Below are 21,671 nucleotides of genomic sequence, written 5' to 3'. Positions count from 1 at the left end.
GCCCTTCTTCATTTTGGGTGAGGCCGGGCTACTTAAACCCCGCCGCCACACGCCCCATCTGGTCGAGACCGACGTCGAACAGGCGCATGAAGAACGGAATCATGTTCGGGATCATCAGTTGCAGGAGCAGCATGCCGATCAGCATGGTCAGCGGAAAACCGATCTGGAAGACGCCGATTTGCGGCGCGGCGCGGTTCAGGATGCCGAGCGAGATATTGGTGATCAGGAGCGCGACGACCACCGGCAGCGACAACAGCAGGCCCGCCGAAAACACCGTGCTGCCGAAATTCGCCAGCGTGCGCCAGCCGGGCGCGCCCAGAATGTTCGCCGACACCGGCACGGACTGGAACGTGGTGAGCAGCGCGCTGATCATCTGCAGATGGCCGTCGATCACCAGAAACACCAGCATTGCAATGGTGTTCATGTAGCTCGACAGCACCTGGCTCGAACTGCTTGCCTGCGCGTCGAAGAATGTCGCGAAACCGAGGCCCATGCCAAGGCCGACGAAATCGCCGGTGGCGCTGATTGCCATGAACACGATCTGCATCGTCATGCCGAGCGCGATGCCGATCAGGAACTGGTTGACGATGATCCACACGCCTTCGGCGGAAAACACCGTGACCTGCGGCAGCGCGCCGAGCGTGGGCGCGACGATGATCGTGATGAAGGCAGCGAGGCCGATCTTCACGCGCGTCGGCAGCGAGCGGTTGCCGAGCACCGGTGCGGTCGCCACCAGCGCGAGAATCCGCACGAACGGCCACAGGAACGCCGTGAGCCAGACGTTCAGTTGGGCGTAGGTGACGGAAAACATGGCGGTGGGGAAGGGGGCAAGCGCCGAGCTGAGGCCGGGGCCGCGCTCAGTTGACGAGCGACGGAATGTTGGTGAGCGTCTGGCGCAAGTAGTCGAGCATGGTCGTCAACATCCACGGACCGGCGATCACCATCGTGACGGCGATCGCGAGCAGCTTCGGAATGAACGACAGCGTGGATTCGTTGATCTGCGTGGCGGCCTGGAACAGGCTCACCACCAGACCGACCACCAGCGCGACCAGCAGCAACGGCGCGGCAAGCAGCAGGCCGACGTACATGGCCTGGTGCGCGAGCGTCATGACGGATTCCTGATTCATGGCGTAGTACCGGAAGCGTGAAGGATTGAGTGACGCAACTGAATGAGCCGGTTAAATGAGCCGTTCAAACAAAGCTCTGCGCGAGCGAGCCGAGCAGCAGTTGCCAACCGTCGACCAGCACGAACAGCATCAGCTTGAACGGCAGGGAGATGGTGGCGGGCGACACCATCATCATCCCCATCGACATCAGCACGCTCGCCACCACCATGTCGATGATGAGGAACGGGATGAAAATCGTGAAGCCGATCTGGAAGCCCGTTTTCAGTTCGCTCGTCACGAACGACGGCACCAGCAGCGACAGCGGCACGTCTTCCGGACCTTGCATGGGCGCTGCGTGCGAGATGCGGGCGAACAAGGCAAGATCGCTTTCGCGGGTCTGGCGCAGCATGAAGGTCTTGAACGGCGCGAGGCCGCGGCTCACCGCCGTCTCCATCGGCATCGAGCCTTCGGAGAACGGTTTGTAGCCGTCGTTATAGGCCTTGTCGAGCACCGGCGACATCACGAACAGCGTGAGGAACAGCGCGAGACCGACCAGCACCTGGTTCGGCGGCGTGGTGGTGGTACCGAGCGCCTGACGCAGCAGCGACAACACGATGATGATGCGCGTGAAGCTCGTCATCATGAGCACCATCGCCGGCAGGAACGACAGCATCGTGAGCAGCAGCATCGTCTGCACGCTCAGCGAATACGTCGTACCGCCGTTCGGACCCGGGCTCGTATTGAAGGCCGGCAAACCGGCGGTTTGCGCGAACGACAGCGTCGGCAGCGCGAGCATCAGCGCCGGCAACACGACTGGCGCGGCGCGGCGCAGGACTGCAATGACTTTGGAGGCGGTGCGGGACATGCGAGTGGCGTGCGTTTGATGTGCTGATTGCACGGGGTGCGCTGATAGAAGACTGAACTGCATTACCGATCCCCGCCGCCTTGCCCATTGAAACGTTTGCCCACTTCGCCCTTTAAAGCGTCGCGAAAGCGTTGGCCGAAGGTGCCGGGCAACGCGGCGCCTTTACTCGATGCATCCGATGCGCCTGGTTGCGTGCCAGCGACCGGATCGAGCGCGGCCGAACCGGCGGGCATCGTGTGCAGCAGACGCACATTGCCGGGCGCTGTGCCGAGCACGAGCCACGTGTCGCCGATCTCCACCACCGCGACCCGCTCCTTGCCGCCGAGCGATGCGCCGCCGATCGTCTTCACGAGACCGCCGCGATTGGCCGGCTGCAGGCCGAAGCGGCGCGCAAGCCATGCACAGGCGAACACCAGGCCGATCACCACCAGCAGACCGACGATGGTTTGCAGCACCGCGCCGACGCCGAGCGCCGGAACGGCTGTACCAGCCCCCACACCCGACGCGATTTTCGCGGCGTTGTTGACCGCGTTCATGTCGGCTGCGTGCGCGGCTGATGGAGCGAATGCCGCCACCGAGGTCACTGCGAACATCAGCGCCGGGGTGGCCGCTGCCGTCGTTGCCATTGCTGCGAGCACAGCGCGATTGAGAAAATTGCGCGACGCATGCAGCATGGCGCGACCGGCAACGCGTTTCATCGATTCAGTTTCCGGATGCGTTCGGACGGCGTGATGATGTCGGTCAGACGGATACCGAACTTGTCGTTGACGACCACCACTTCGCCCTGGGCGATCAGGCAGCCGTTGACCAGCACGTCCATCGGTTCACCCGCCATGCCGTCCAGTTCTACGACCGAGCCTTGCGCGAGTTGCAGCAGGTTGCGGATCGCGATCTTGGTGCGGCCGAGTTCGACGGTCATCTGGACGGGGATGTCCAGGATCATGTCGATGTCGTTGCGCGTCGAGGTCGGCTCGACCTTCGAGAGCGGCTGGAACACGCCGGCCGTGGTCGCGCTGACTTCCGTGTTGTCGTTCTGCTCGGCCAGCGCGCGGGCCCAGTCGGCCATCGCCGCGTCGTCTTCGGCGCTGGTTGCGTCGGCGGCCAGCTGCGGCTCGCCAGCGGCCAGTTCGGCCTCAGTCTTTGCGTTCACGTCACTCATATCCACCATCCTTCATCGTGTCGGCTGCGCTGATCATTTTCTGGACCCGCAACGCGTACTGACCATTGAAAATTCCGTAGCCGCACTCCATCACCGGCACGCCATCGACTTTCGCCGTGATGTGTTCGGGGATGTTGATCGGCAGAACATCGCCTTTGCGCATGTTCAGGATCTGTTCGAACGTGACCGGCACCTGGGCTAGGTCGGCGGTCAGTTCCACTTCTGCTGCCTGCACCTGTTGCGACAGCACGCGGACCCAGCGGCGGTCGACTTCGAGCGCCTCGCCCTGGATCGGCGACGAGAGAATGTCGCGGATCGGCTCGATCATCGAATACGGCATGCAGATGTGCAGCGTGCCGCCCGTCGTGCCGAACTCGATCGAGAACTGCGTGACGATGACGATTTCGTTCGGCGTCGCCACGTTGGCGAACTGCGTATGCATTTCCGAGCGCACGAATTCGAACTGCAGAGGGCGCACGCTTTTCCACGACGCCGTGTAGTTGTCGAACACCAGGTTGAGCAGCTTGTTGATGATGCGCTGCTCGGTCTGCGTGAAATCGCGGCCTTCGACGCGGGTATGGAAACGCCCGTCGCCGCCGAACAGGTTGTCGACCACGAAGAACACCAGGTTCGGGTCGAACACGAACAGCGACGTGCCGCGCAACGGCTTCACATGGACCAGGTTCAGGTTGGTCGGGATCGGCAGGTTGCGGGTGAACTCGCTGTACTTCTGCACTTTCACCGGACCTACGGAAATTTCCGCCGAGCGCCGCATGAAGTTGAAGATGCCGACGCGCAACAGACGCGCGAAGCGGTCGTTGATGATTTCGAGGCCGGGCATCCGGCCGCGGACGATGCGTTCCTGCGTCGCGATGTTGTACGGGCGTACGCCCGCACGGTCGGTCTGCTCGGTTTCCGAGTCGGACTCGCCGGTGACGCCCTTGAGGAGGGCATCGACCTCCTCCTGGGACATGAACTCTTCGTGGCCCATTCCTTATTCCTCGTGCGTCCCGAAGCGGTTAATGATGGCGGCGCTTGATAACGCCACTGAGAACGTCACGGAGAACGTCACTGCACGACGAATTCGGTGAACAGCACGTCCTGGACGTGGATCGGCGCGGCGCCCTTATCGGTCGGCTGTTCGATCAGCGTCTGGAGTTCGGTGGCGAGCGCGCGTTTGCCTTCGAGCGGCGCGAGTTCTTCCGGATGTTTGTTCGACAGTGCGAGGAGGATGCGGCTGCGCACTTCCGGCATATGGTCGGAGAGTTCCTGCTGGGTTTTCGGGTCGTTGAGCTTGAGCGTCAGGCCGATCCGCAGGAAGTGTTGCTGGCCGTCGTCCGATTGCAGGTTGACTGTCATCGATTCGAGCGGGAAGAAGAGCGGCACGGGGAGCGGCGCCGGTGCGGCGGCGGTTGTCGCTGATGCCGGGGCCGGGTTGCGTTTGGACATGAAGAACCACACACCCGCGCCGGCAGCGCCTGCGGCGATGATCGCGATGAGGACGATCAGGATGATGCGCTTCAAGGGGCCCGGGGAAGCGGGCGCGGCTTGCTGGTTTGCGGTCGTGGTTGCCATGAGGTTTGCTTTGCTTGCCTTTAGTGCTGGTGATGGTGATTGTTGTTTATTTGCCTGCGGCGCGATGGGTCGAAAAGAAGGGTTATTGAGGGCTATCTCTGGTTTTTGCCTTTCAGGCGGGGGATTGCCTGACGGCGCGGGATTTAGGTTTTTTGCCTTTCAGGCGGAAGATTGCCTGCGCGGCGCTTTTGTCAGTACTCGTAGGGCGTTGGCCTTTCCCTGATCTGGCTTTGGTGCCTTTCCTTGTTTTGTTAGTGGTCTATTAGCGTTGCCCCTGTGCGGGGCGGCACTTACTTTCTTTGCCGCCGCAAAGAAAGTAAGCAAAGAAAGCGGCTAGAAGCCCCTGCTAAGCGGGTCCCGCAGCTCGCTCAGGGTAGTGGTGCATCTGGAATCTGTGTTCGTGCCCCTGCATAGGCTTGTGACAAGGGCGTCATACTTCCGGCGGCGCTGCGCGCGCCGAAGAGCCGTTCATAAAACCGAGCGCTGCGTTTTGGCGTTCACACCTCACCATCAGACCGTGACCTCATTATTGCGCGCCACCGCGGTTGTGATTGGAACGGCAACCGCACCCGCGCCGTGCCCCTGATTGCGGGACACCGGCAAATCATTCGAGGTACGGGTTCCGGGTGAATGCATGAGCTCCTCGCCGAGGCGAAGCCGACGGCCCCCACAAACCTCAACCGAAGCCCGTGGTTTCCCCTGCAGACCCGTCCGCGACGCACGCAGTGCGGAGTGGGAGCTGATGAGTCCTTTGTCACTAACGCGGAATGTGAGAGAACACGGATTCCAGTCGCACCACTACCCGCAGCAGACCACGGTGCCCACTTAGCAGGGGCTTCTAGCCGCTTTCTTTGCTTATCTTTCTTTGCGGCGGCAAAGAAAGTAAGTGCCGCCCCGCACAGGGGCAACGCTAATAGACCACTAACAAAACAAGGAAAGGCACCAAAGCCAGATCAAGGAAAGGCCAAAGCCCCAGGAACACGGACAATAAGCGCCGAGCAGGCAATCCCCCGCCCGAACGGGCTTAAGCAAACGTATCCACCAACCCAACAGTCCGCCGAACGGCAACATTAGCAACACTAGAATCAGAATCCGAACCACCAGTGCCGCCGGCAAAACCCCCAGCCCCGCCGCGCGCCCCAGAGCGCCCCGAATCTGCGCTCTGCTGCTGCCCGCCCTGCCGGGCAAACCCATCGCTAACACTAGCGCTCCCCAACCCGATACCGTTGGACTCCATCGCCTCGCGAAGCTTCGGCAACGCCGCCTCGACTGCCTCCCGAACCTGCTGGTGCTGCGAAACAAACAACGCATGTGCATGGTTATCGGCAACCTGCAACACAACCTGTAGCGGCCCCAGATCCTTCGGATTCAAAGTCAGCTCAGCACTCTGCGAATGTGCATTCGACAAAAACACCACCTTCTGACTCAACGCGTCTTCCCAGTCCGTCGTGCCCACCTGCGGTGACAAGGTATTCGCCACTTCGGCAGCACCGGCATTACCCGTCGTCTGCACGGCCGCTGTCGTACTCGCGGCGCTCGCCGCAGCCTGACCAGCCGCCAGCGCCGCCGTCGCGGCATCGGCCGCACTCTTGAACGACGCGAGATCGTCAGCCTGCGCACCGCCGGCGGCCGCCGTCGCGCTCAAGGCGTCAGCCGCTGCCTTTGCTGCCGTCGAGGGATCCGCCACGGTCGTGGCCGCCGCCGTCAACGCGGCCTTGCTCGCATTCGATCCCTTGCCGTCGCCGAACAAACCGGCCGCCAGTGTCTTGCCATCCGCCGTTCCGTTGAGTCCGTTGCTCGCGTCAGCACCCAAACCGTTCGCCGCCGTTGCCGCATTCGCCGCCGCGCCGCTCGCCAGTGCCTGCTGCGGAACCACGCCCTGGCCGCTCGCCAGCGCGGCAAGCGCCGCCTGCAAGGCGTCCTGCGCTGACTTCGAATCGGTCGCGCCCGTCTTTTTGCCCGTGGTGGTGCCCGTCGTCGGGTCCGTGCCCGTGCCGGGCAGTGTGGTCGCGGCGTCGGTCAGCGCCGCGGCGGGATCTGCGGTCGTCGGGGCGGTGGCGCTATTCGCGTTGGCCTGCGCTTGAGCCTGTGCCTGGGCAGCCGCAGCCGCTGCTGCCGTGGCAGCGTCGGTCTGCGTGGTCGTGTTGCCGGATTTCGCCGGCGTCGTGTTGGTCTGGTCGGTCGAGCCCTGCTGCGTATTGGCAGACGAAGTGGATGACGAGGCCGACGACGAACTGGATGAGGAAGCGTTCGTCGAGCTGCTGTTGTCCGTGTTGCTGCTCGCGGCATCCTGGCTCTTCGTCGACGGATCGGGCGGCGGCGGCGCGTCATGCACGCTCGACGAAGCTGCCGAGGACGACGAAGCGGACGCAGACGGAGAGGGCGGCGGAGAGAACGACGGAGCCGGCGGCTTGCTCGCGCTCTGCGCGGCCGCGCTGTTTTGCAGGTCGATGCTCTGCTGCAGGGTCTGCGAGAACGGCTTCGTGTTCGCCGCAGCGGCCATCGCCGCGTTGGTGGATGTGCTGCTGGCCGAGCCGAGCAGTGAGCCGATCTGTGAAAGAAGCGACATAGGGAATCCTGTCAATCCGTCAAACGGGGTGTTCGGTCAATCGAGGCGGTGCCCGGGCGCATCAGGCGCCCTCGACACGCATCCTCAGAATGCGGGCGGCGTGTTCGTCTGCATCGCGCTGGTCGCGCCGCGCCATGGTTTTTGCTTCGGCGGCTTCGCCGCGCGCCTGCAGCACTTCATACGAGCCGAGCTTCTGCTTCTGGCGTTGCCAGTCGGGCTTGGCAGCCTCGACGCGCGCATTGGCCGTCATCAGCAGATTGCGCTGCTGTTCGATGGCGGCGTCGAGCGTGTCGATGAATGCCTGGAAATTGCGCATGTTGCCAGCGGGCATGCCAGTCTGGGCGGTCGCCGTGAAACGCGCGTGATATTCATCGCGGTACTGCACCAGCGAGTCGAGCTGCGACTGCACGTCGTTGCGCTCGCGCTGCGCGCGGCCCAGACGTTGTGCGGCGGCGTCCACATCGTCCTGGGCCAGGCCGATGAGCGTCTTGATCGGAAAGTGTTTCGCCATCGTCAGCCTCCTTGGGCAAACAGAGCGTCCAGCAACTCGAGACTCGGTTCAAAGTTCGCGCATTCGCGAAAACCTTGCTGCAAAAACGCTTCCATCCGGGGATACAGCGCAATTGCGCGGTCGAGCAGCGCGTCGCGTCCGCTCGAATAGGCGCCGACGTTGATCAGATCGCGGTTGCGCTGATAGCGCGACAGCATCTGCTTGAACATACGCGTCTTCTCGAGATGGTTATCGTCGATCAGCGCGGTCATTGCCCGGCTAATCGACGCTTCGATGTCGATCGCCGGATAGTGGCCGGCCTCGGCGAGCGAGCGCGACAGCACGATGTGGCCGTCGAGAATCGCGCGCGCGGAGTCGGCGATCGGGTCCTGCTGGTCGTCGCCTTCGGTCAGCACGGTGTAGAACGCGGTGATCGAACCGCCGCCCGCCGGGCCGTTGCCGGTCCGTTCGACGAGCGCCGGCAGCTTGGCGAACACCGAAGGCGGATACCCCTTGGTGGCAGGCGGCTCGCCCACGGCGAGCGCGATCTCGCGCTGCGCCATCGCGTAACGGGTCAGCGAATCCATCAGCAGCAGCACGTGCTTGCCTTGATCGCGGAAATATTCGGCGAGCGAGGTCGAGTACGACGCGGCCTGCATCCGCAGGAGCGGCGAGACGTCGGCCGGCGCGGCGATCACCACCGAGCGCGCGAGGCCTTCCTCGCCGAGAATCTGTTCGATGAATTCCTTCACTTCGCGGCCGCGTTCGCCGATCAGGCCGATCACGATCACCTCGGCGCTGGTGTAGCGCGCCATCGTGCCGAGCAGCACCGACTTACCGACGCCCGAACCGGCGAACAGGCCCATGCGCTGGCCGCGGCCTACGGTCAGGAGCGCGTTGATCGCGCGTACGCCGACGTCGAGCACTTTGTGAATCGGCTCGCGGTTCAGCGGGTTGATGACCGGCGAGGACAGCGGCGCATCGGCATGCGCGCCGAGCGGACCGAGCCCGTCGAGCGGGCGGCCGGAGGCGTCCAGCACACGGCCGAGCAATTCCCAGCCGACCGGCAGGCGCTTCGCACCCGCCATCGGATCGGCGATCGGCGCGCTTTCGAGCGGGTACACACGTGCGCCAGGCAAGAGGCCGATCACTTCGGTGGTCGGCATCAGAAACAGTTTGTCGCCGGAGAAGCCGACGACTTCGGCTTCGGCCATCGCCAGCGAACTGCCGAAGGGCAGCTCGATCATTACTTCGGCGCCCACCGACAGGCGCAGGCCGACCGCTTCGAGCACCAGACCGGCGGCGCGCGTCAAACGTCCGCAGGCGCGCATCGGCTTGGCGATTGCGTTGCGGGCGCGCAGCGCGTCGAGCCGGCCGCGCCAGGCTTGCATGTGCGGATTGCTGTCGAGGGCGGGATCGTACGGGGCGGGGGCGGGAGGGGGTGAAGCGGGACTCGAAGAAACGGCAGATTCACGGCTCGCAGCGACGGATTCGCGGCTCGCCGCCGCGCCCTTCGCCGGGTGCCCGGCGCCGGGATGCCCGTGAGCGGGATCGCGCAGCGCGGCGTCGATCGCCGCGACCGCGGCCGCAGCGGGTGTCACCGCGGCCGGCACTTCCGCCAGCGCCTCGGCGCCGAACGACGCCAGCGCCAGCTCGCGTTCGAGCGGCGTCAGATCGCTGGCGCGGATTTCTTCGAGCGTAGGCTTCACCATGTGCTCACCTTGCCGAGTGCGGCGGCGACGCGCTCCCAGCGCGTGTCGATGCCGGCGTCGACTTCACCGGTGCCGGCTTGCGCGCGGCAGCCGCCGCGCTCGACCGACGGGTCGGTACGCACGGTCCAGCCGCGCGTTTGCAGTTCTTCCATCAGATAGGCTTCGACAACCGGCAGGTCGGCGGGGCTGACGATCAGTGCCGGCGCGCCGACCAGCGCCGGTTCGGTGGCCAGCACCTCGCGGGCGGCGGCAATCAGCGCGGTCGGATCGTGCTGCACGTGCTGGCGCACCACCTGTTGGGCGATGTCCAGCGCCAAGGCGACCAGCGTCTCGGAGATCGCGCCTTGCGCGCCGTCGAGTGCCGCCTTGAAGGTTTCGGCCAGCGCGGCGAGGCGCGCAGCTTCTTCACGGGCTTCGCTTTGACCCTGCTCGAAACCCTGTGCGTGGCCTTGCTCGTAACCGGCCTGATAACCGAGCGCCTGCCCGGCCACGTGACCCGTCGCGATGCCCTGTGCATGCGCGGCGTCGCGCAGACGTTCGAGTTCGGCTTCGAACGCGCCGTCGTCGACTTCGGGTTCGGGCGGTGCGGGGGGCACCGGATCGAACGAGGCCATCTCCCAGCGCTGGTAGGCCGAGAGGCGCTCCTTCGCTGTGGAGTTCTGATCAGACATATGCATCTTCCGCCTTGCCGCCTAGAACGATCTGGCCGCTTTCCGCCAGATTGCGCACGATCTGCAGGATGCGGCGCTGCTGCGTCTCGACTTCGGAGACGCGGACCGGGCCGCGCGCATCGAGGTCTTCGGCGAGCAGTTCGGCAGCACGCTGCGACATGTTCGACAGGAACTTCTGGCGCAGCGCGGGGGGCGCGCCCTTCAGCGAGATGATCAACGCCTCGGACTCGACTTCCTTCAGCAACAGCTGGATCGCGCGGTCTTCCAGATCGAGCAGGTTCTCGAACACAAACATCTGATCAATGATCTTCTGCGCGAGTTCCGCGTCGTATTGACGAACATTCTCGATGACGCCTTCTTCATGGTTGCTCGACATGAAGTTGAGAATTTCGGCCGCCGTGCGGATGCCGCCCATCGGGCTGCGCTTCAGGTTGTCGCTGCCGGACAGGAGGCCCGTCAGCACGTCGTCGAGTTCGCGCAGCGCAGCCGGCTGGATGCCGTCGAGCGTGGCGATCCGCAGCAGCACGTCGTTGCGCAGCCGCTCGGTGAAGCAAGCGACGATTTCCGACGCCTGATCGCGGTCCAGGTGAACGAGGATGGTCGCGATGATCTGCGGGTGCTCGTTCTTGATGAGCTCGGCCACCGCCGCCGAGTCCATCCACTTGAGGCCTTCGATACCGCTGGTATCGCTGCCTTGCAGAATCCGGTCGATGATCGCGCCGGCCTTGTCGTCGCCGAGCGCCTTGGTTAGCACCGAACGGATGTAGTCGCTCGAATCGAGCGAGAGAGCGGTGTGCTTCTCGGCCTCACGCACGAACTCCTGCAGGACCTCGTCGATCTGCTCGCGCGTGATGTTCTTCAGCGCGGCCATTGCCACGCCGATCTTCTGGACCTCACGCGGCCCGAGGAATTTGAACACCTGCGCGGCTTCTTCCTCGCCGATCGACATCAGCAGGAGCGCGCTCTTCATTACGCCTTCAGCGCTCATCGGACACCCAGTTTTTCACGACGGTTGCAACAATCTTCGGATCCTGACGCGCGATGTTGCGCGCGAATTCCAGGTTCCGTTCGTATTTGTGTTTCGAGCTCTCCAGCGCGAGCAATTCGTTGTCGCTTTCCAGTTCGGCGACGCTCGGCGCACCCACCCGCTCGGCGGCGGGGATGCCGTCCAGCAGCACCGGCTCGTCCGGCGACGGCAGCGCCGCGGCGGCAACCGGCTCGGGCGGCGGGAAAGCGCGGCGCAGCGCCGGCTTCACCATCACGAAGTAGAGGAACAGGGCGACTGCGGCGATCCCGAGGTAGGTCGCGATCTGCTTGGCGAGCGCGATCATGTCCGGCGTGCGCCACCACGGCAGGTCGGCGTCCGGGTCGACGTCGGCGGTGAACGGGCTGTTGACCACGTTGACCGAGTCGCCGCGCGCCTGATCGAAGCCCATCGCGTCCTTCACCAGCTGATTGACCTGTGCGAGCTTGTCGGCGGTGACCGGTTGCATCGTCGCGTGGCCCTTGGCGTCGACCACCCGCATATAGTTGACCACCACCGCCACCGACAGACGCTTGATGCCGCCCATCGGCTGCTCCAGATGCTGCACGGTCTTGTTCAGTTCGTAGTTGGTGGTCGAATCCTTGCGGTCGCTGACCGGCGTGGTCGTTACGCCCGGCGTGCCGTTGCCCGCCGTGATCGGCGCGGAAGCGGGCTGCGGCGGCTGATTCGACAGCGCACCGGGCACGCCCGAGGCCGCCGCTTGCGACATTTCGGTGGCGGTACTCGATTGCTGGCTGCGGATCGCCGCCTGCTGCGGGGTGCCGTTCGGACCGTAGTTTTCCGAGGTCTGCTCGGTGTGCGAGAAGTCGATATCGGCGCTGACCTGCGAGTGCGCGTTGCCGGAGCCGAACAGGGGCGACAGGATCGCGTCGATGCGTTGCTGGGTGTTGCGCTCGATCTGCTGGCGGTATTTCAGTTGCGAGGCGTCCAGACCGCTGCCGGTGGACGGCTGCGTCAGCAGGTTACCGTCCTGGTCGAGGATGGTCACGCCCTTCACCGGCATATCCGGCACCGCCGAGGACACCATATGGGTGATCGCCAGCACCTGGCCTTCGTCGAGCGCGCGGCCCGGGTAGAGGTTGACCAGCACGGAAGCCGACGGCGCTTCCTTGTCGCGCACGAACACGGAAGGCTTCGGAATGGCCAGATGCACGCGCGCCGACTTCACCGAGGAAATCGACTCGACCGTGCGTTCCAGTTCACCTTCCAGCGCGCGCTGGTAATTGATCTGCTCGGCGAACTGGCTGATGCCGAACTTCTGGTTGTCCATCAGTTCGAAGCCGACCGAGCCGCTCTTCGGCAGACCTTGCGAAGCCAGACGCAGACGCATTTCATGCACCTGCTCGGCCGGCACGAGGATCGCGCCACCGGCGTCGGAGAACTTATAGGGAATATTGGCCGCCTGCAGCGCGGTGATGATGGCGCCGCCGTCGCGGTCCGACAGGTTGCTGTAGAGCACCTTGTAGTCCGGTGCGCGCGACCACAGGAACAGACCCGCGACGATGGCGACTAGGAGCGCGACCGCGAAAATCAGCGGGGCGCGCGGGTTGCCGCGCATTTGCGCGAGGCCTGACAGACGCTGGCCGAAGTTGCCGCCCAGGTTGCTCCCAAGGCCACCGAGGTCCGCGGCACCACCGGCCTGGCCGGTGCCGGCAGCACCGGCGCCTGGCTGCGCGCCGGCGAGGCCCATGCGGGCGTCGGGGTTGATCAAAGAGTTGGCTGACGAATCCATGCGTCGGGTATCTCCGGGATGCCTTTGCGTTCTGCCGCTTGAGCGCACCGAGGGTCGGCGGGCGTGCGGACAGAGACTTTCACCATTGAAATTATCCGCAGCGCGGCTCAACCCGATTGCTTGAATAGAGCCGGGTTTCCCCCCTAGTTTCGGGGCTTTCCCTGATGACCCACTGCTATGCTTTCGTCCAGATCGGTGCGGTTTATGGCATGCCGGTCGTCAATCCCTGGAGAGAACATGACTTTGCCCGTGAACGCGCTCTCATCGGCGCTGCAACAGATGCAGTCGATGGCGGCGCAAGCGGCCGGCGGCAACGCCCCGGTCGCCAACCAGTCCGGCGCGGCGACGGCCGGCGGTTTCGCCTCGGCGCTGAAGGCCTCGTTGGACAAGATCAGCGGCGATCAGACCAAGGCGGTCGGTGAATCGCAGGCGTTCGAACTCGGCGCGTCGAATGTCTCGCTGAACGACGTGATGGTCGACTCGCAGAAGGCCAACATCGGCTTCCAGTTCGGCCTGCAGGTGCGCAACAAACTCGTGTCGGCCTATAACGACATCATGCAGATGTCGGTGTAAGTGCGACTCGGGCGGCAGGGCTTTTCCGCCCGCCCGAACGCATGCGCCCAGATGCAACGCTGTGTGGCTTCACGGCAGGACAGCCCGCCCGGCGCGCCCTTGAGGCGCTTCGTGGCAGGCGGGTCTGCCACGCTCGGCGCGATATCGCCCCTATCGGCCCCTTAATCCTCCTTACAGTGGCCTAAAGCTTTCCCGCTGCCTATCCGATAACCAGATACAGGCAGAAATCCGGGTGCGGCAACGTGCACGGATGGGGTGCCGCGACCAACCGCAGTTGAAGAGAGGAGGAGCGCCGATGTTTTCCCCAGGACACTCTGGAGCCAATGCGTACGCGCGCGTCGGCGTCGAGACAGGGGTGATGGGCGCGAGTCCGCATCGTCTGATCGTGATGTTGTATCAGGGCGCCCGGCAAGCGATCGCGCAAGCGCGCATGCATGTGCAGCAAGGCAATGTGCCGGCGCGTGGTGAGGCGATCGGCAAGGCGATTCAGATCGTCGAAAGCGGGCTGCAACTATCGCTGAACCTTGAGGTGGGCGGCGAGATTGCAGAGCGGTTGGACGCGCTATATAGCTATATGTCGCGCCGGCTGCTCGAAGCCAATATAAAACAGAGCGAGGCGATGCTGGTCGAAGTCGACGGCCTGCTGGCGACACTCGAAGAGGCATGGATCGGGATTGCCCCGGAGATCGCGCGGATGGCAGTCCAGCCGGCCGCGGAAAGCATGAGATGACATCGAACGCAGAATATTTCGCCCGCTACGAGGCGATTGCAGCGATTTCCCGCCGCATGCTGACGGCTGCCCGGCGAGCCCTGTGGAACGATCTGGTCCACTTGCAGGAGGAATATCGGAATCTGGTGGACGCGTTGAAAGACGCGGAAGCCGGGGTCAGACTGGACGATGCGGAGCGCCTGCGCAAATACGCGCTGATCCGTCAGATTCTGGCCGACGACGCTGCGATCCGCGATCTGGCGAATCCGCGTATGGCCAATCTGTCGGCGCTGTTTGCCGGACGGCCGACTCGCGTGCTCAAGGAACTGTACGGGGCGCGCTGAGTCTGCCCGCGAGCAAGGCGTTGCTTGAGTCCGCCTGACTGGATTTGAGCGCGTTGCTGCCAATGTGACCAAGGAATCGGTATGAACGGAATCGACGCGGTCGTCACTTCGCTGCTCGCGAACCGGGTCGACAGTCTGCTCAATCTCGCGCCGGGTAGTGCGACCGCCTCGCAGACCGGCGCGGCGGGTGTCGATACCGAGATTCTTAATACCACCCCCGTTGCGCCCCCCACGCCGGCGCCGGCTTCCGCGCAAACCGCGCTTTCGGCCGTCGCGCTGACGCTCAATGCGATCGTTAACTCCGGCGGCGAGGCGACCCCGGCCGTGCTCGGCCAGTTGCCGATCTGGCCGGCCGCGCCGGCGCTCGATGTCGAAGCCGGCGGCTTTTCGCTGTTCGACACGCCCGCCACGCCTGCTGCTTCATCTACCAATCCGAATACCGCCGCTACTGCCGGTGCCGCCGGTACCGCGGCCACTGCCAATGTGGCGGCGGCTCAGGTGCCGGTCGCGGCGCTTGCGGCCGCACTCGAACAGACAGTGGGCGATAGCGGCCTGTTCTACGAATCCCATCTCGCGCAATGGCTGGCCGGGCAGCGGCCGCCCGCAGCCCTCGCCACCGAAGCGCAAAACAAGCTGGTGGCGGCCGCCGCGCAATTGCCGCTCGACTGGGCAAGCGACGCCGATCAGGCCTCTTCCCCGAATGCGACCACCCGCCAGGGTATGGGCGCCGCGCCCAACGGCGCGCCGGACGGCAATGCGGCAGCCCGCGCGATGCCGTCGATCCAGACCGCGCAGGCCGCGCGCTTCGTGGCCGGCGAGGTGCTGGCGAGTTCGCTGTCTGATCTGAATGGCCAGCCGGCGCACTCGAGCGTGCACAGCGCCGCGGCGCAACTGGCCGACGACGGGTCGTCGCAAAGCTCGCAATCGATGGCAGCCGCGGTTCATCCGGCGACCGTTCCTTTGGTGCGTCAGCAACTCGATCTGCTCGCCACCGGGCAGTTTCGCTGGACCGGCGAAGCGTGGCCGGGCGCCAAGCTCGACTGGACCATCGAGCAGGAAGGCGACGAATGGGACCGCAGCGGCGGCGGCACGGCGAGCGAGGACGGTCAGCCGTGGCGTACGCGGCTGACGCTGTCGCTGCCCACGCTCGGCACTGTGGATGCAGATTTGACGCTGACCGGCATGCGGCTGGTTGCGCGCGTGCAGGCGAGTCCGGCCGGTGCGGCGCGGCTGGCGGCGCAAGGTGAGAACTTTCGGCAGCGGCTTGCGGCAGCGGGCATCGAACTGAACGGACTGACGATTCGCGAGATCGGCGGCGGCATACCGGCGACCGCGGCGGGTGCTGCTGCTGCGGCGGCCGGGCAGGCAGCGGCGTCGGCGTATGCGCGTTCGGCGGCCGCGGCCGCGGCGGCCGCAGCGACCGATAAATTGCCGGCGGGGCGCCGCACGGCGCGTGCCGCTCGCCCGGGAGCCACCCAGGTCGACGATTTCGATTGGGATATGTGATGAGCCGCAAACATCGCCGCAGCGCGGCCGCGCTCGTCTACGACGCACAAGGCAACGATCCCGCGCCACGCGTGATCGCCAAAGGCTACGGCATGCTGGCCGAGATGATCGTGCAGCGCGCCAAGGAAGCCGGCCTGTATGTGCACGAGGCGCCGGAAATGGTCTCGTTACTGATGCAGGTCGATCTCGATACGCGGATTCCGCCGCAGCTTTATCAGGCGGTGGCCGAGTTGCTCGCGTGGCTGCATCGGCTGGAAAGCGGGGCAGAGCATGCGCCTGAGGGCGGCGTCGCCGCCGCCGCGCAGGATGTCACGGATGTGGTCGCTACGGATATTGCGGATGCTTCGGGTGGGACGTCCAGGCGCTGAGTGCCCCGTCAAAACCTCATCATCAGCTTCAGCAGCGCATTCACCCGCTTGCCGTACGGCGGCGAGATCCATCCGCGCGCGTTCAGCCGCGCCTGCGTCAGCACCGGCTTCATCTTCGAGAAGGTCACGAAGCCTTCGTAACCGTGATACGCACCCATGCCACTCGCACCGACGCCGCCGAACGGCAGGCTTTCGCACGCCAGGTGCATCAGCGTTTCGTTGATCGCCATGCCGCCCGCGATGGTGTCGCGTGTGACGCGGTCGATGGTCGCACTGTCGTCGGCGTAGAGATACAGCGCGAGCGGGCGGGGACGCGTGTTGATCCACGCGATCGCATCGTCGAGCGTGTCATAGGGGACGATCGGCAGCAGCGGGCCGAAGATTTCCTCCTGCATCAGTGCGCTTTCGTTCGGCGCATTCGTGACGGCGATCAGCGGAAAGCGGCGGCTTGCCTCATCGGGCGTGCTGTCGGTCAGCGTGTGCAGTTGCGCGCCGGCAGCCTGCGCTTCGTCCGCGAGACGTTGCAGCCGCGCGAAATGCCGCTCCGAGATGATCGACGTGTAGTCGAGGTTGCGCGCAAAGTCGGGGTACATCGTCGCCATCCGCGCGCGGGCCCGTTCGATGAACGCCTGCTCCTTGCCACGCGGCACCAGCACATAGTCCGGCGCGACGCAGGTCTGACCCGCGTTGAGCGTCTTGCCGGCGACGAGGTTATCCACCGCGTTGTCGAAGCGCGCATGCTGACCGATGATGGCCGGCGACTTGCCGCCCAGTTCGAGCGTGACCGGTGTCAGATGTTCGGCGGCGGCGCGCATCACTTCATGGCCGACCTTGGTCGAGCCGGTGAATAGCAGATGGTCGAACGGTTGCGCGCTGAACGCGGCGGCCAAGCCAGCATCGCCGTTCACTACGGCGACGTGGTCGCGCGCGAAGGTCTGGCCGATCAGCTGCTCGAATAGCGCCGAGGTGCGCGGTGTCAGCTCCGACATCTTGATGATGGCGCGGTTGCCGGCCGTCAGCGCGCTGATCAGTGGGCCGACGGCCAGCAGCACCGGATAATTCCACGGCACGATGATGCCGACCACGCCGAGTGGTTGCGGCACCACTTTCGCACGCGCCGGCATCAGCCATTTGTTGGTGCTGCGGCGTTGCGCTTTCATCCACCGTTTGCCGTGTCTGAGCGCGGCGTCGATCTCACCCTTGATCAGCAGGAATTCGGCGAGCAGCACTTCCTGTTTCGCGCGATTGCCGAAGTCGGCGTTCATCGCGGCGGCGAGTGCGTCGCGGTTGTCGAGCATGACTTTGCGCAGCGCTTTCAGATGGCCGGCACGCGCTTCCCATGACGGATATGGCGCGCGCAAATACGCATGGCGTTGATCGCGTAGCAGCGCTTCGAGCGCGACGACTTCTGGCAAATCGTTCTTCATGTGTGTCCACTCCCTGATGGATGACGTGCGCGTTGAGTCGCGCTTATTGGTGTGTTGTGCTGTTAAATGCCCGCTCGATGATCGCGGCGTGGTCGAACGTCGCCGGCAGCGTGCCGTACACGCGGCCGCTCTCGCCGCAGCCGTCGGCAAGGCGCGTTGCGATGAAGGCATCGGCGACTTCCGGCGGCGCGTACTTCACCAGCAAGGTAGCTTGCGCGATCAGCACGATCTGCTGCGCGATCCGTCGCGCGGAGGCTTCGCGATGTTCGGCGGGCCCGTTGAGCGTGGAGGCGAGCTTGCCGAGCGCGGCGCTCAGAGCCGGGTGCCCTTGCGCATCCGCTTGCCAGGCGGCGAACAGGGCCTGCGCCGCTTCGGGCTCGCGCTCCATGGCGCGCAGCACGTCGAGGCACATCACGTTGCCCGAGCCTTCCCAGATCGAATTGACGGGCGCTTCACGATAGAAGCGCGCCATCGGACCGGTTTCGACGTAACCGTTGCCGCCCCACACTTCCATCGCCTCGCCGGTGAATTCCAGCGCGCGCTTGCAGACCCAGTACTTCGCGGCCGGCGTAACGATCCGGCGCCACGCACGCTCGGCGGGCGCAGCCGACGACGCATCGGCCGACGCTTCGAACGCGCGTGCGAGCCGCATGAACAGCACCGTCGCGGCTTCCGATTCCACCGCCAGATCGGCGAGCACATTGCGCATCAGCGGCTGATCGGCCAGTTGCCGGCCGAAGGCGCTGCGATGCCGTGCATGGTGGATAGCCTGCACCAGCGCCGCACGCATCAGGGCCGCGCTGCCGATCACGCAATCGAGCCGCGTGTAGTTCGCCATTTCGATGATGGTTGGCACGCCGCGGCCTTCGTCGCCGATCATGATGCCGAACGCATCGAAGAATTCGACTTCGCTGCTGGCGTTCGAACGATTGCCGAGCTTGTCTTTCAGACGCTGGATCTGCACGGCGTTCTTGCTGCCGTCCGGCGCGAAACGCGGCACGTAGAAACACGACAGACCTTCGTGATCGTCGGTGCGGGCGAGTACGAGATGCGCGTCGCACTGCGGCGCAGAGAAAAACCATTTGTGGCCGACGAGCCGGTATTCGGCGCCACGGCCGCTACCGCGCGTGGCATAGGCACGGGTCTGGTTGCTGCGCACGTCCGAGCCGCCTTGTTTCTCGGTCATACCCATGCCGATCATCGCCGAGGTTTTTTGCGAGAGCGGCAGGTCGCGTGGATCGTGTTCACGGGCGTAGAGCTTGTCGCGCAGCGTCTCGAACAACGCGGGTTCGCGTTGCAGTACCGGGATGCTCGCGAAGGTCATCGTCAGCGGGCAGAGGGAGCCGGATTCGAGTTGCGCGTGCAGGAAGTAGCCGGCGCAACGCGCGACCATGGCGCCGCTCTGCGGGTTCGAAAACGGCAACGCATGCAGGCCTTCGCGGCGCAACAGCGACAGCAGCGTGTGCCACGAAGGGTGAAATTCGAGCGCGTCGATGCGTTCGCCGCGCGGGCTGTGCGTGACAAGCTCGGGCGTGTGGCGGTTCGCCAGTTCGGCAAGCGCGAGTGTCTCCGGCGTGGTGAGCGCTGCGCCGTGCCGCAGCAGCGCCTCGCGATGCCACGCGGCGCCGTCGCGTTCGAGGGCGGCGGACAACGCCACGTCGCTCGCAAACAGGTTGTAGTCCGCGAGCGGAGGCGCCTGATTTGTCACGTCGTGAGTGTGGCCGAAACTGTGCCGTTCCATCTGCTGTCTCCGTTCGCCGGATGCACGCCGATCGTGGATCGACGCTGTGCTGTTTTATCGTGGCGTGTCGTACCGCACGCTTTGAGGACGGCGCGCCGGGCGCCGTGTTTGAATGCCTTACGCGGCGGCCTGACGGGCGCATGCGCGTCTTTCATCATAGGGTCGCGAGAAGGCTTTCGTTTAGAGGGATCGCTCTGACACGAACCCGCCGTCGCAACCGAACGCTCCCTACAATGCCGGTAAAACACACGTAGACAAGTGTGTACTAGACAGGGTCCGCAAGCAACGCGGCCCCAATTGGAGGAGCGGATGCAATACGACTACATCATTGTCGGTGCGGGCTCAGGCGGCTGCTCGCTCGCGAGCCGTCTGGCGGATAGCTGCCCGGACGCCACGGTTGCCCTGATCGAAGCCGGTCCGCATACGGACCGCAATCTGTTCGTGAACATGCCGGTGGGCGTAGCGGCCGTCGTGCCGCACAAACTCAAAACCAACTACGGCTATCTGACGACGCCCCAGCCGGGGCTCGCCGGACGCCAGGGCTATCAGCCGCGCGGGCGCGGCTTCGGCGGATCGAGCGCGATCAACGCGATGATCTACACGCGCGGCCATCCGCTCGATTACGACGAATGGGCGCAGCTCGGCTGCGAAGGCTGGTCGTGGGCCGACGTGCTGCCGTATTTCCGTCGCGCGGAAGGCAACGAGCGCGGCGCCGACGCGTGGCATGGCGCGAACGGCCCGCTGACGGTGTCCGATCTGCGCTATCGCAATCCGTTTTCGAAGCGTTTCGTGCAGGCCGCGACCGAGGCCGGCTACAAACCGAACAACGATTTCAACGGCGCAGATCAGGAAGGCATCGGCTTCTATCAGGTGACGCAGCGCGACGGACGGCGCTGCAGTGTCGCGCGCGCCTATATCTACGACCGCGAACGCCCCAATCTGCATACGATCGCCGATGCGACGGTGCTGCGCGTGATCTTCGACGGCAAGCGCGCAAGCGGCGTCGAAATCGTGCGCGGGGGCCGTACCGAAACGCTGGAAGCGCGTGCCGAAGTAGTGCTGGCAGCGGGCGCGTTCAATTCGCCGCAACTGCTGATGTGCTCGGGCATCGGGCCGGCGGCGCATCTGCAATCGCTCGGCATTGGCGTGCTGCACGATGCGCCCGAGGTTGGCCAGAACCTGATCGACCACGTCGACTTCACGATCAACAAACGGGTGTCGTCGATCGAGCCGACCGGCTTTTCGATTCGCGGCATCGCGCGGATGCTGCCGCAGTTCGTGACCTTCATGCGGCATGGGAAGGGCATGCTGTCGAGCAATGTCGCTGAAGCGGGCGGCTTCCTGAAGAGCCGGCCGACGCTCGAGCGTCCGGACCTGCAACTGCATTTCTGCGCGGCGATCGTCGACGACCACAACCGTCATATGCACTGGGGCCATGGTTATTCGCTGCACGTGTGCGTGCTGCGGCCGCATAGCCGCGGCACGGTGACGCTCGCGAGCGCCGACGCGCGTACCGCGCCGGTAATCGATCCACGTTTTTTCAGCGACTCGCGCGATCTCGACCTGCTGGTGGAAGGCGCGCAGATGGCGCGGCGCATTCTCGACGCGCCGTCGCTCGCGCTGCATGGCGGCAAGGAGCTGTACACACATGTCGGCCAGACCGAGGAGGACTTGCGCCAAACCATCGCCGAACATGCCGACACGATCTATCACCCGGTGGCAACGTGCCGGATGGGTGGCGATGCGCAATCGGTGGTCGATCCGCAATTGCGGGTGCGCGGCGTGACGGGGTTGCGGATCGTCGATGCCTCCGTGATGCCGACGCTGATCGGCGGCAACACGAATTCGCCGACTGTGATGATCGGCGAGCGCGCGGCCGAACTGATCGCGGCGAGCTGGCGCGAGGGGCAAACGGCGCCGGTGATGGCGTCGACGGGCGCCACCGGTGTGGTGGCTTGAAGGTGCAGCAATCTTCTTAATTTGGGTCGAAAATATAAGAATATTTAAGCTAACGTCGCTCAATTCGTCATAAATTGTGCCGTTTCGTTTATGAGATTCCCCCAAACCTATAATCGCGCC

General features: G+C 64.8%; 21 protein-coding genes. 6 read left to right on the top strand and 15 right to left on the bottom strand.

Annotation, left to right across the window (positions count from 1 at the left end; translation table 11 throughout):
• Positions 1-28: 28 nt before the first annotated feature.
• The 13 genes from fliR to fliF form a co-directional block, all read right to left on the bottom strand.
• Positions 29-811 (bottom strand): flagellar biosynthetic protein FliR, encoded by a 783-nt coding sequence (gene fliR / locus KHO33_RS15800; RefSeq protein ID WP_200565555.1) that lies wholly within the window; start codon positions 809-811, stop codon positions 29-31.
• Positions 812-857: 46 nt separating this feature from the next.
• Positions 858-1,127 (bottom strand): flagellar biosynthesis protein FliQ, encoded by a 270-nt coding sequence (fliQ, locus tag KHO33_RS15795; protein ID WP_054038450.1) that lies wholly within the window; start codon positions 1,125-1,127, stop codon positions 858-860.
• 64 nt (positions 1,128-1,191) lie between these two features.
• Complete coding sequence (fliP, locus tag KHO33_RS15790) at positions 1,192-1,971, bottom strand: flagellar type III secretion system pore protein FliP (RefSeq protein WP_234480610.1); 780 nt, start codon at positions 1,969-1,971, stop codon at positions 1,192-1,194.
• Positions 1,972-2,033: 62 nt separating this feature from the next.
• Positions 2,034-2,669: a flagellar biosynthetic protein FliO gene (gene fliO, locus KHO33_RS15785; RefSeq protein WP_200565553.1), complete on the bottom strand. Its 636-nt coding sequence runs from the start codon at positions 2,667-2,669 to the stop codon at positions 2,034-2,036.
• Positions 2,666-3,130: a flagellar motor switch protein FliN gene (gene fliN / locus KHO33_RS15780; RefSeq protein WP_200565552.1), complete on the bottom strand. Its 465-nt coding sequence runs from the start codon at positions 3,128-3,130 to the stop codon at positions 2,666-2,668. The genes fliO and fliN overlap by 4 nt, the downstream gene beginning before the upstream one ends.
• On the bottom strand, positions 3,123-4,121 hold the full coding sequence (fliM, locus tag KHO33_RS15775; RefSeq protein WP_054038444.1) for a flagellar motor switch protein FliM: 999 nt from the start codon (positions 4,119-4,121) through the stop codon (positions 3,123-3,125). Before fliM ends, fliN begins: the two co-directional genes overlap by 8 nt.
• 77 nt (positions 4,122-4,198) lie before the next feature.
• Positions 4,199-4,705: a flagellar basal body-associated protein FliL gene (gene fliL / locus KHO33_RS15770; protein ID WP_054038442.1), complete on the bottom strand. Its 507-nt coding sequence runs from the start codon at positions 4,703-4,705 to the stop codon at positions 4,199-4,201.
• A gap of 1,024 nt (positions 4,706-5,729) precedes the next feature.
• Positions 5,730-7,274: a flagellar hook-length control protein FliK gene (locus tag KHO33_RS15765; protein WP_200565223.1), complete on the bottom strand. Its 1,545-nt coding sequence runs from the start codon at positions 7,272-7,274 to the stop codon at positions 5,730-5,732.
• A 61-nt stretch (positions 7,275-7,335) separates the two neighbouring features.
• Entirely contained in the window at positions 7,336-7,785 is a 450-nt protein-coding gene (gene fliJ, locus KHO33_RS15760) for a flagellar export protein FliJ (RefSeq protein ID WP_200565224.1), read from the bottom strand.
• 2 nt (positions 7,786-7,787) lie between these two features.
• A complete protein-coding gene (fliI, locus tag KHO33_RS15755) occupies positions 7,788-9,476 on the bottom strand; it encodes a flagellar protein export ATPase FliI (RefSeq protein ID WP_200565225.1) in 1,689 nt (562 codons plus the stop codon).
• Positions 9,470-10,153: a flagellar assembly protein FliH gene (gene fliH / locus KHO33_RS15750; RefSeq protein ID WP_200565226.1), complete on the bottom strand. Its 684-nt coding sequence runs from the start codon at positions 10,151-10,153 to the stop codon at positions 9,470-9,472. The genes fliI and fliH overlap by 7 nt, the downstream gene beginning before the upstream one ends.
• Complete coding sequence (gene fliG, locus KHO33_RS15745) at positions 10,140-11,135, bottom strand: flagellar motor switch protein FliG (RefSeq protein WP_054040817.1); 996 nt, start codon at positions 11,133-11,135, stop codon at positions 10,140-10,142. Before fliG ends, fliH begins: the two co-directional genes overlap by 14 nt.
• Positions 11,125-12,924, bottom strand: coding sequence for a flagellar basal-body MS-ring/collar protein FliF (fliF, locus tag KHO33_RS15740; protein WP_200565227.1), 1,800 nt, complete (start codon positions 12,922-12,924; stop codon positions 11,125-11,127). The genes fliG and fliF overlap by 11 nt, the downstream gene beginning before the upstream one ends.
• A 237-nt stretch (positions 12,925-13,161) precedes the next feature.
• Here fliF and fliE point away from each other — a divergent pair, with 237 nt between their 5' ends.
• The 5 genes from fliE (at position 13,162) to KHO33_RS15715 (ending at position 16,424) form a co-directional block, all read left to right on the top strand.
• Positions 13,162-13,497, top strand: a complete 336-nt coding sequence (gene fliE, locus KHO33_RS15735; RefSeq protein ID WP_054040819.1) for a flagellar hook-basal body complex protein FliE — start codon at positions 13,162-13,164, stop codon at positions 13,495-13,497.
• Between the two features lie 295 nt (positions 13,498-13,792).
• Positions 13,793-14,227 carry a flagellar export chaperone FliS gene (fliS, locus tag KHO33_RS15730; RefSeq protein WP_120297113.1) on the top strand — a complete coding sequence of 145 codons (435 nt, stop codon included), beginning with the start codon at positions 13,793-13,795 and terminating at the stop codon, positions 14,225-14,227.
• Positions 14,224-14,550 (top strand): flagellar protein FliT, encoded by a 327-nt coding sequence (locus tag KHO33_RS15725; protein WP_093640916.1) that lies wholly within the window; start codon positions 14,224-14,226, stop codon positions 14,548-14,550. The genes fliS and KHO33_RS15725 overlap by 4 nt, the downstream gene beginning before the upstream one ends.
• Positions 14,551-14,631: 81 nt before the next feature.
• A complete protein-coding gene (gene fliK, locus KHO33_RS15720) occupies positions 14,632-16,056 on the top strand; it encodes a flagellar hook-length control protein FliK (RefSeq protein ID WP_200565228.1) in 1,425 nt (474 codons plus the stop codon).
• Entirely contained in the window at positions 16,056-16,424 is a 369-nt protein-coding gene (locus tag KHO33_RS15715; protein ID WP_200565229.1) for an EscU/YscU/HrcU family type III secretion system export apparatus switch protein, read from the top strand. Before fliK ends, KHO33_RS15715 begins: the two co-directional genes overlap by 1 nt.
• 8 nt (positions 16,425-16,432) lie before the next feature.
• Here the strand turns inward: KHO33_RS15715 and KHO33_RS15710 are convergent, their stop codons facing one another.
• Positions 16,433-17,851, bottom strand: coding sequence for a coniferyl aldehyde dehydrogenase (locus KHO33_RS15710; RefSeq protein ID WP_054040822.1), 1,419 nt, complete (start codon positions 17,849-17,851; stop codon positions 16,433-16,435).
• Between the two features lie 43 nt (positions 17,852-17,894).
• Positions 17,895-19,592 carry an isovaleryl-CoA dehydrogenase gene (locus KHO33_RS15705; RefSeq protein ID WP_200565230.1) on the bottom strand — a complete coding sequence of 566 codons (1,698 nt, stop codon included), beginning with the start codon at positions 19,590-19,592 and terminating at the stop codon, positions 17,895-17,897.
• 309 nt (positions 19,593-19,901) lie between these two features.
• Here KHO33_RS15705 and KHO33_RS15700 point away from each other — a divergent pair, with 309 nt between their 5' ends.
• Positions 19,902-21,551 (top strand): GMC family oxidoreductase, encoded by a 1,650-nt coding sequence (locus tag KHO33_RS15700; RefSeq protein WP_200565231.1) that lies wholly within the window; start codon positions 19,902-19,904, stop codon positions 21,549-21,551.
• Positions 21,552-21,671: the final 120 nt, after the last annotated feature.

Origin of the sequence: Paraburkholderia nemoris (genome assembly GCF_905221015.1) — a bacterium.
GTDB lineage: Bacteria > Pseudomonadota > Gammaproteobacteria > Burkholderiales > Burkholderiaceae > Paraburkholderia > Paraburkholderia nemoris.
Note: the sequence above shows the minus strand (reverse complement) of the source record. Positions and strands in the feature narration are given on the sequence as shown.

Coding starts and splice junctions, on each gene's coding strand:
- fliR (WP_200565555.1), bottom strand. CDS start 811: ATGTTTTCCGTCACCTACGCCCAACTGAACGTCTGGCTCACGGCGTTC.
- fliH (WP_200565226.1), bottom strand. CDS start 10,153: ATGCATATGTCTGATCAGAACTCCACAGCGAAGGAGCGCCTCTCGGCC.
- fliG (WP_054040817.1), bottom strand. CDS start 11,135: ATGAGCGCTGAAGGCGTAATGAAGAGCGCGCTCCTGCTGATGTCGATC.
- fliJ (WP_200565224.1), bottom strand. CDS start 7,785: ATGGCGAAACACTTTCCGATCAAGACGCTCATCGGCCTGGCCCAGGAC.
- fliS (WP_120297113.1), top strand. CDS start 13,793: ATGTTTTCCCCAGGACACTCTGGAGCCAATGCGTACGCGCGCGTCGGC.
- KHO33_RS15710 (WP_054040822.1), bottom strand. CDS start 17,851: ATGAAGAACGATTTGCCAGAAGTCGTCGCGCTCGAAGCGCTGCTACGC.
- KHO33_RS15715 (WP_200565229.1), top strand. CDS start 16,056: ATGAGCCGCAAACATCGCCGCAGCGCGGCCGCGCTCGTCTACGACGCA.
- KHO33_RS15725 (WP_093640916.1), top strand. CDS start 14,224: ATGACATCGAACGCAGAATATTTCGCCCGCTACGAGGCGATTGCAGCG.
- fliK (WP_200565228.1), top strand. CDS start 14,632: ATGAACGGAATCGACGCGGTCGTCACTTCGCTGCTCGCGAACCGGGTC.
- fliO (WP_200565553.1), bottom strand. CDS start 2,669: ATGAAACGCGTTGCCGGTCGCGCCATGCTGCATGCGTCGCGCAATTTT.
- fliE (WP_054040819.1), top strand. CDS start 13,162: ATGACTTTGCCCGTGAACGCGCTCTCATCGGCGCTGCAACAGATGCAG.
- KHO33_RS15700 (WP_200565231.1), top strand. CDS start 19,902: ATGCAATACGACTACATCATTGTCGGTGCGGGCTCAGGCGGCTGCTCG.
- fliF (WP_200565227.1), bottom strand. CDS start 12,924: ATGGATTCGTCAGCCAACTCTTTGATCAACCCCGACGCCCGCATGGGC.
- fliL (WP_054038442.1), bottom strand. CDS start 4,705: ATGGCAACCACGACCGCAAACCAGCAAGCCGCGCCCGCTTCCCCGGGC.
- fliI (WP_200565225.1), bottom strand. CDS start 9,476: ATGGTGAAGCCTACGCTCGAAGAAATCCGCGCCAGCGATCTGACGCCG.
- fliQ (WP_054038450.1), bottom strand. CDS start 1,127: ATGAATCAGGAATCCGTCATGACGCTCGCGCACCAGGCCATGTACGTC.
- KHO33_RS15765 (WP_200565223.1), bottom strand. CDS start 7,274: ATGTCGCTTCTTTCACAGATCGGCTCACTGCTCGGCTCGGCCAGCAGC.
- fliM (WP_054038444.1), bottom strand. CDS start 4,121: ATGGGCCACGAAGAGTTCATGTCCCAGGAGGAGGTCGATGCCCTCCTC.
- fliP (WP_234480610.1), bottom strand. CDS start 1,971: ATGTCCCGCACCGCCTCCAAAGTCATTGCAGTCCTGCGCCGCGCCGCG.
- KHO33_RS15705 (WP_200565230.1), bottom strand. CDS start 19,592: ATGGAACGGCACAGTTTCGGCCACACTCACGACGTGACAAATCAGGCG.
- fliN (WP_200565552.1), bottom strand. CDS start 3,130: ATGAGTGACGTGAACGCAAAGACTGAGGCCGAACTGGCCGCTGGCGAG.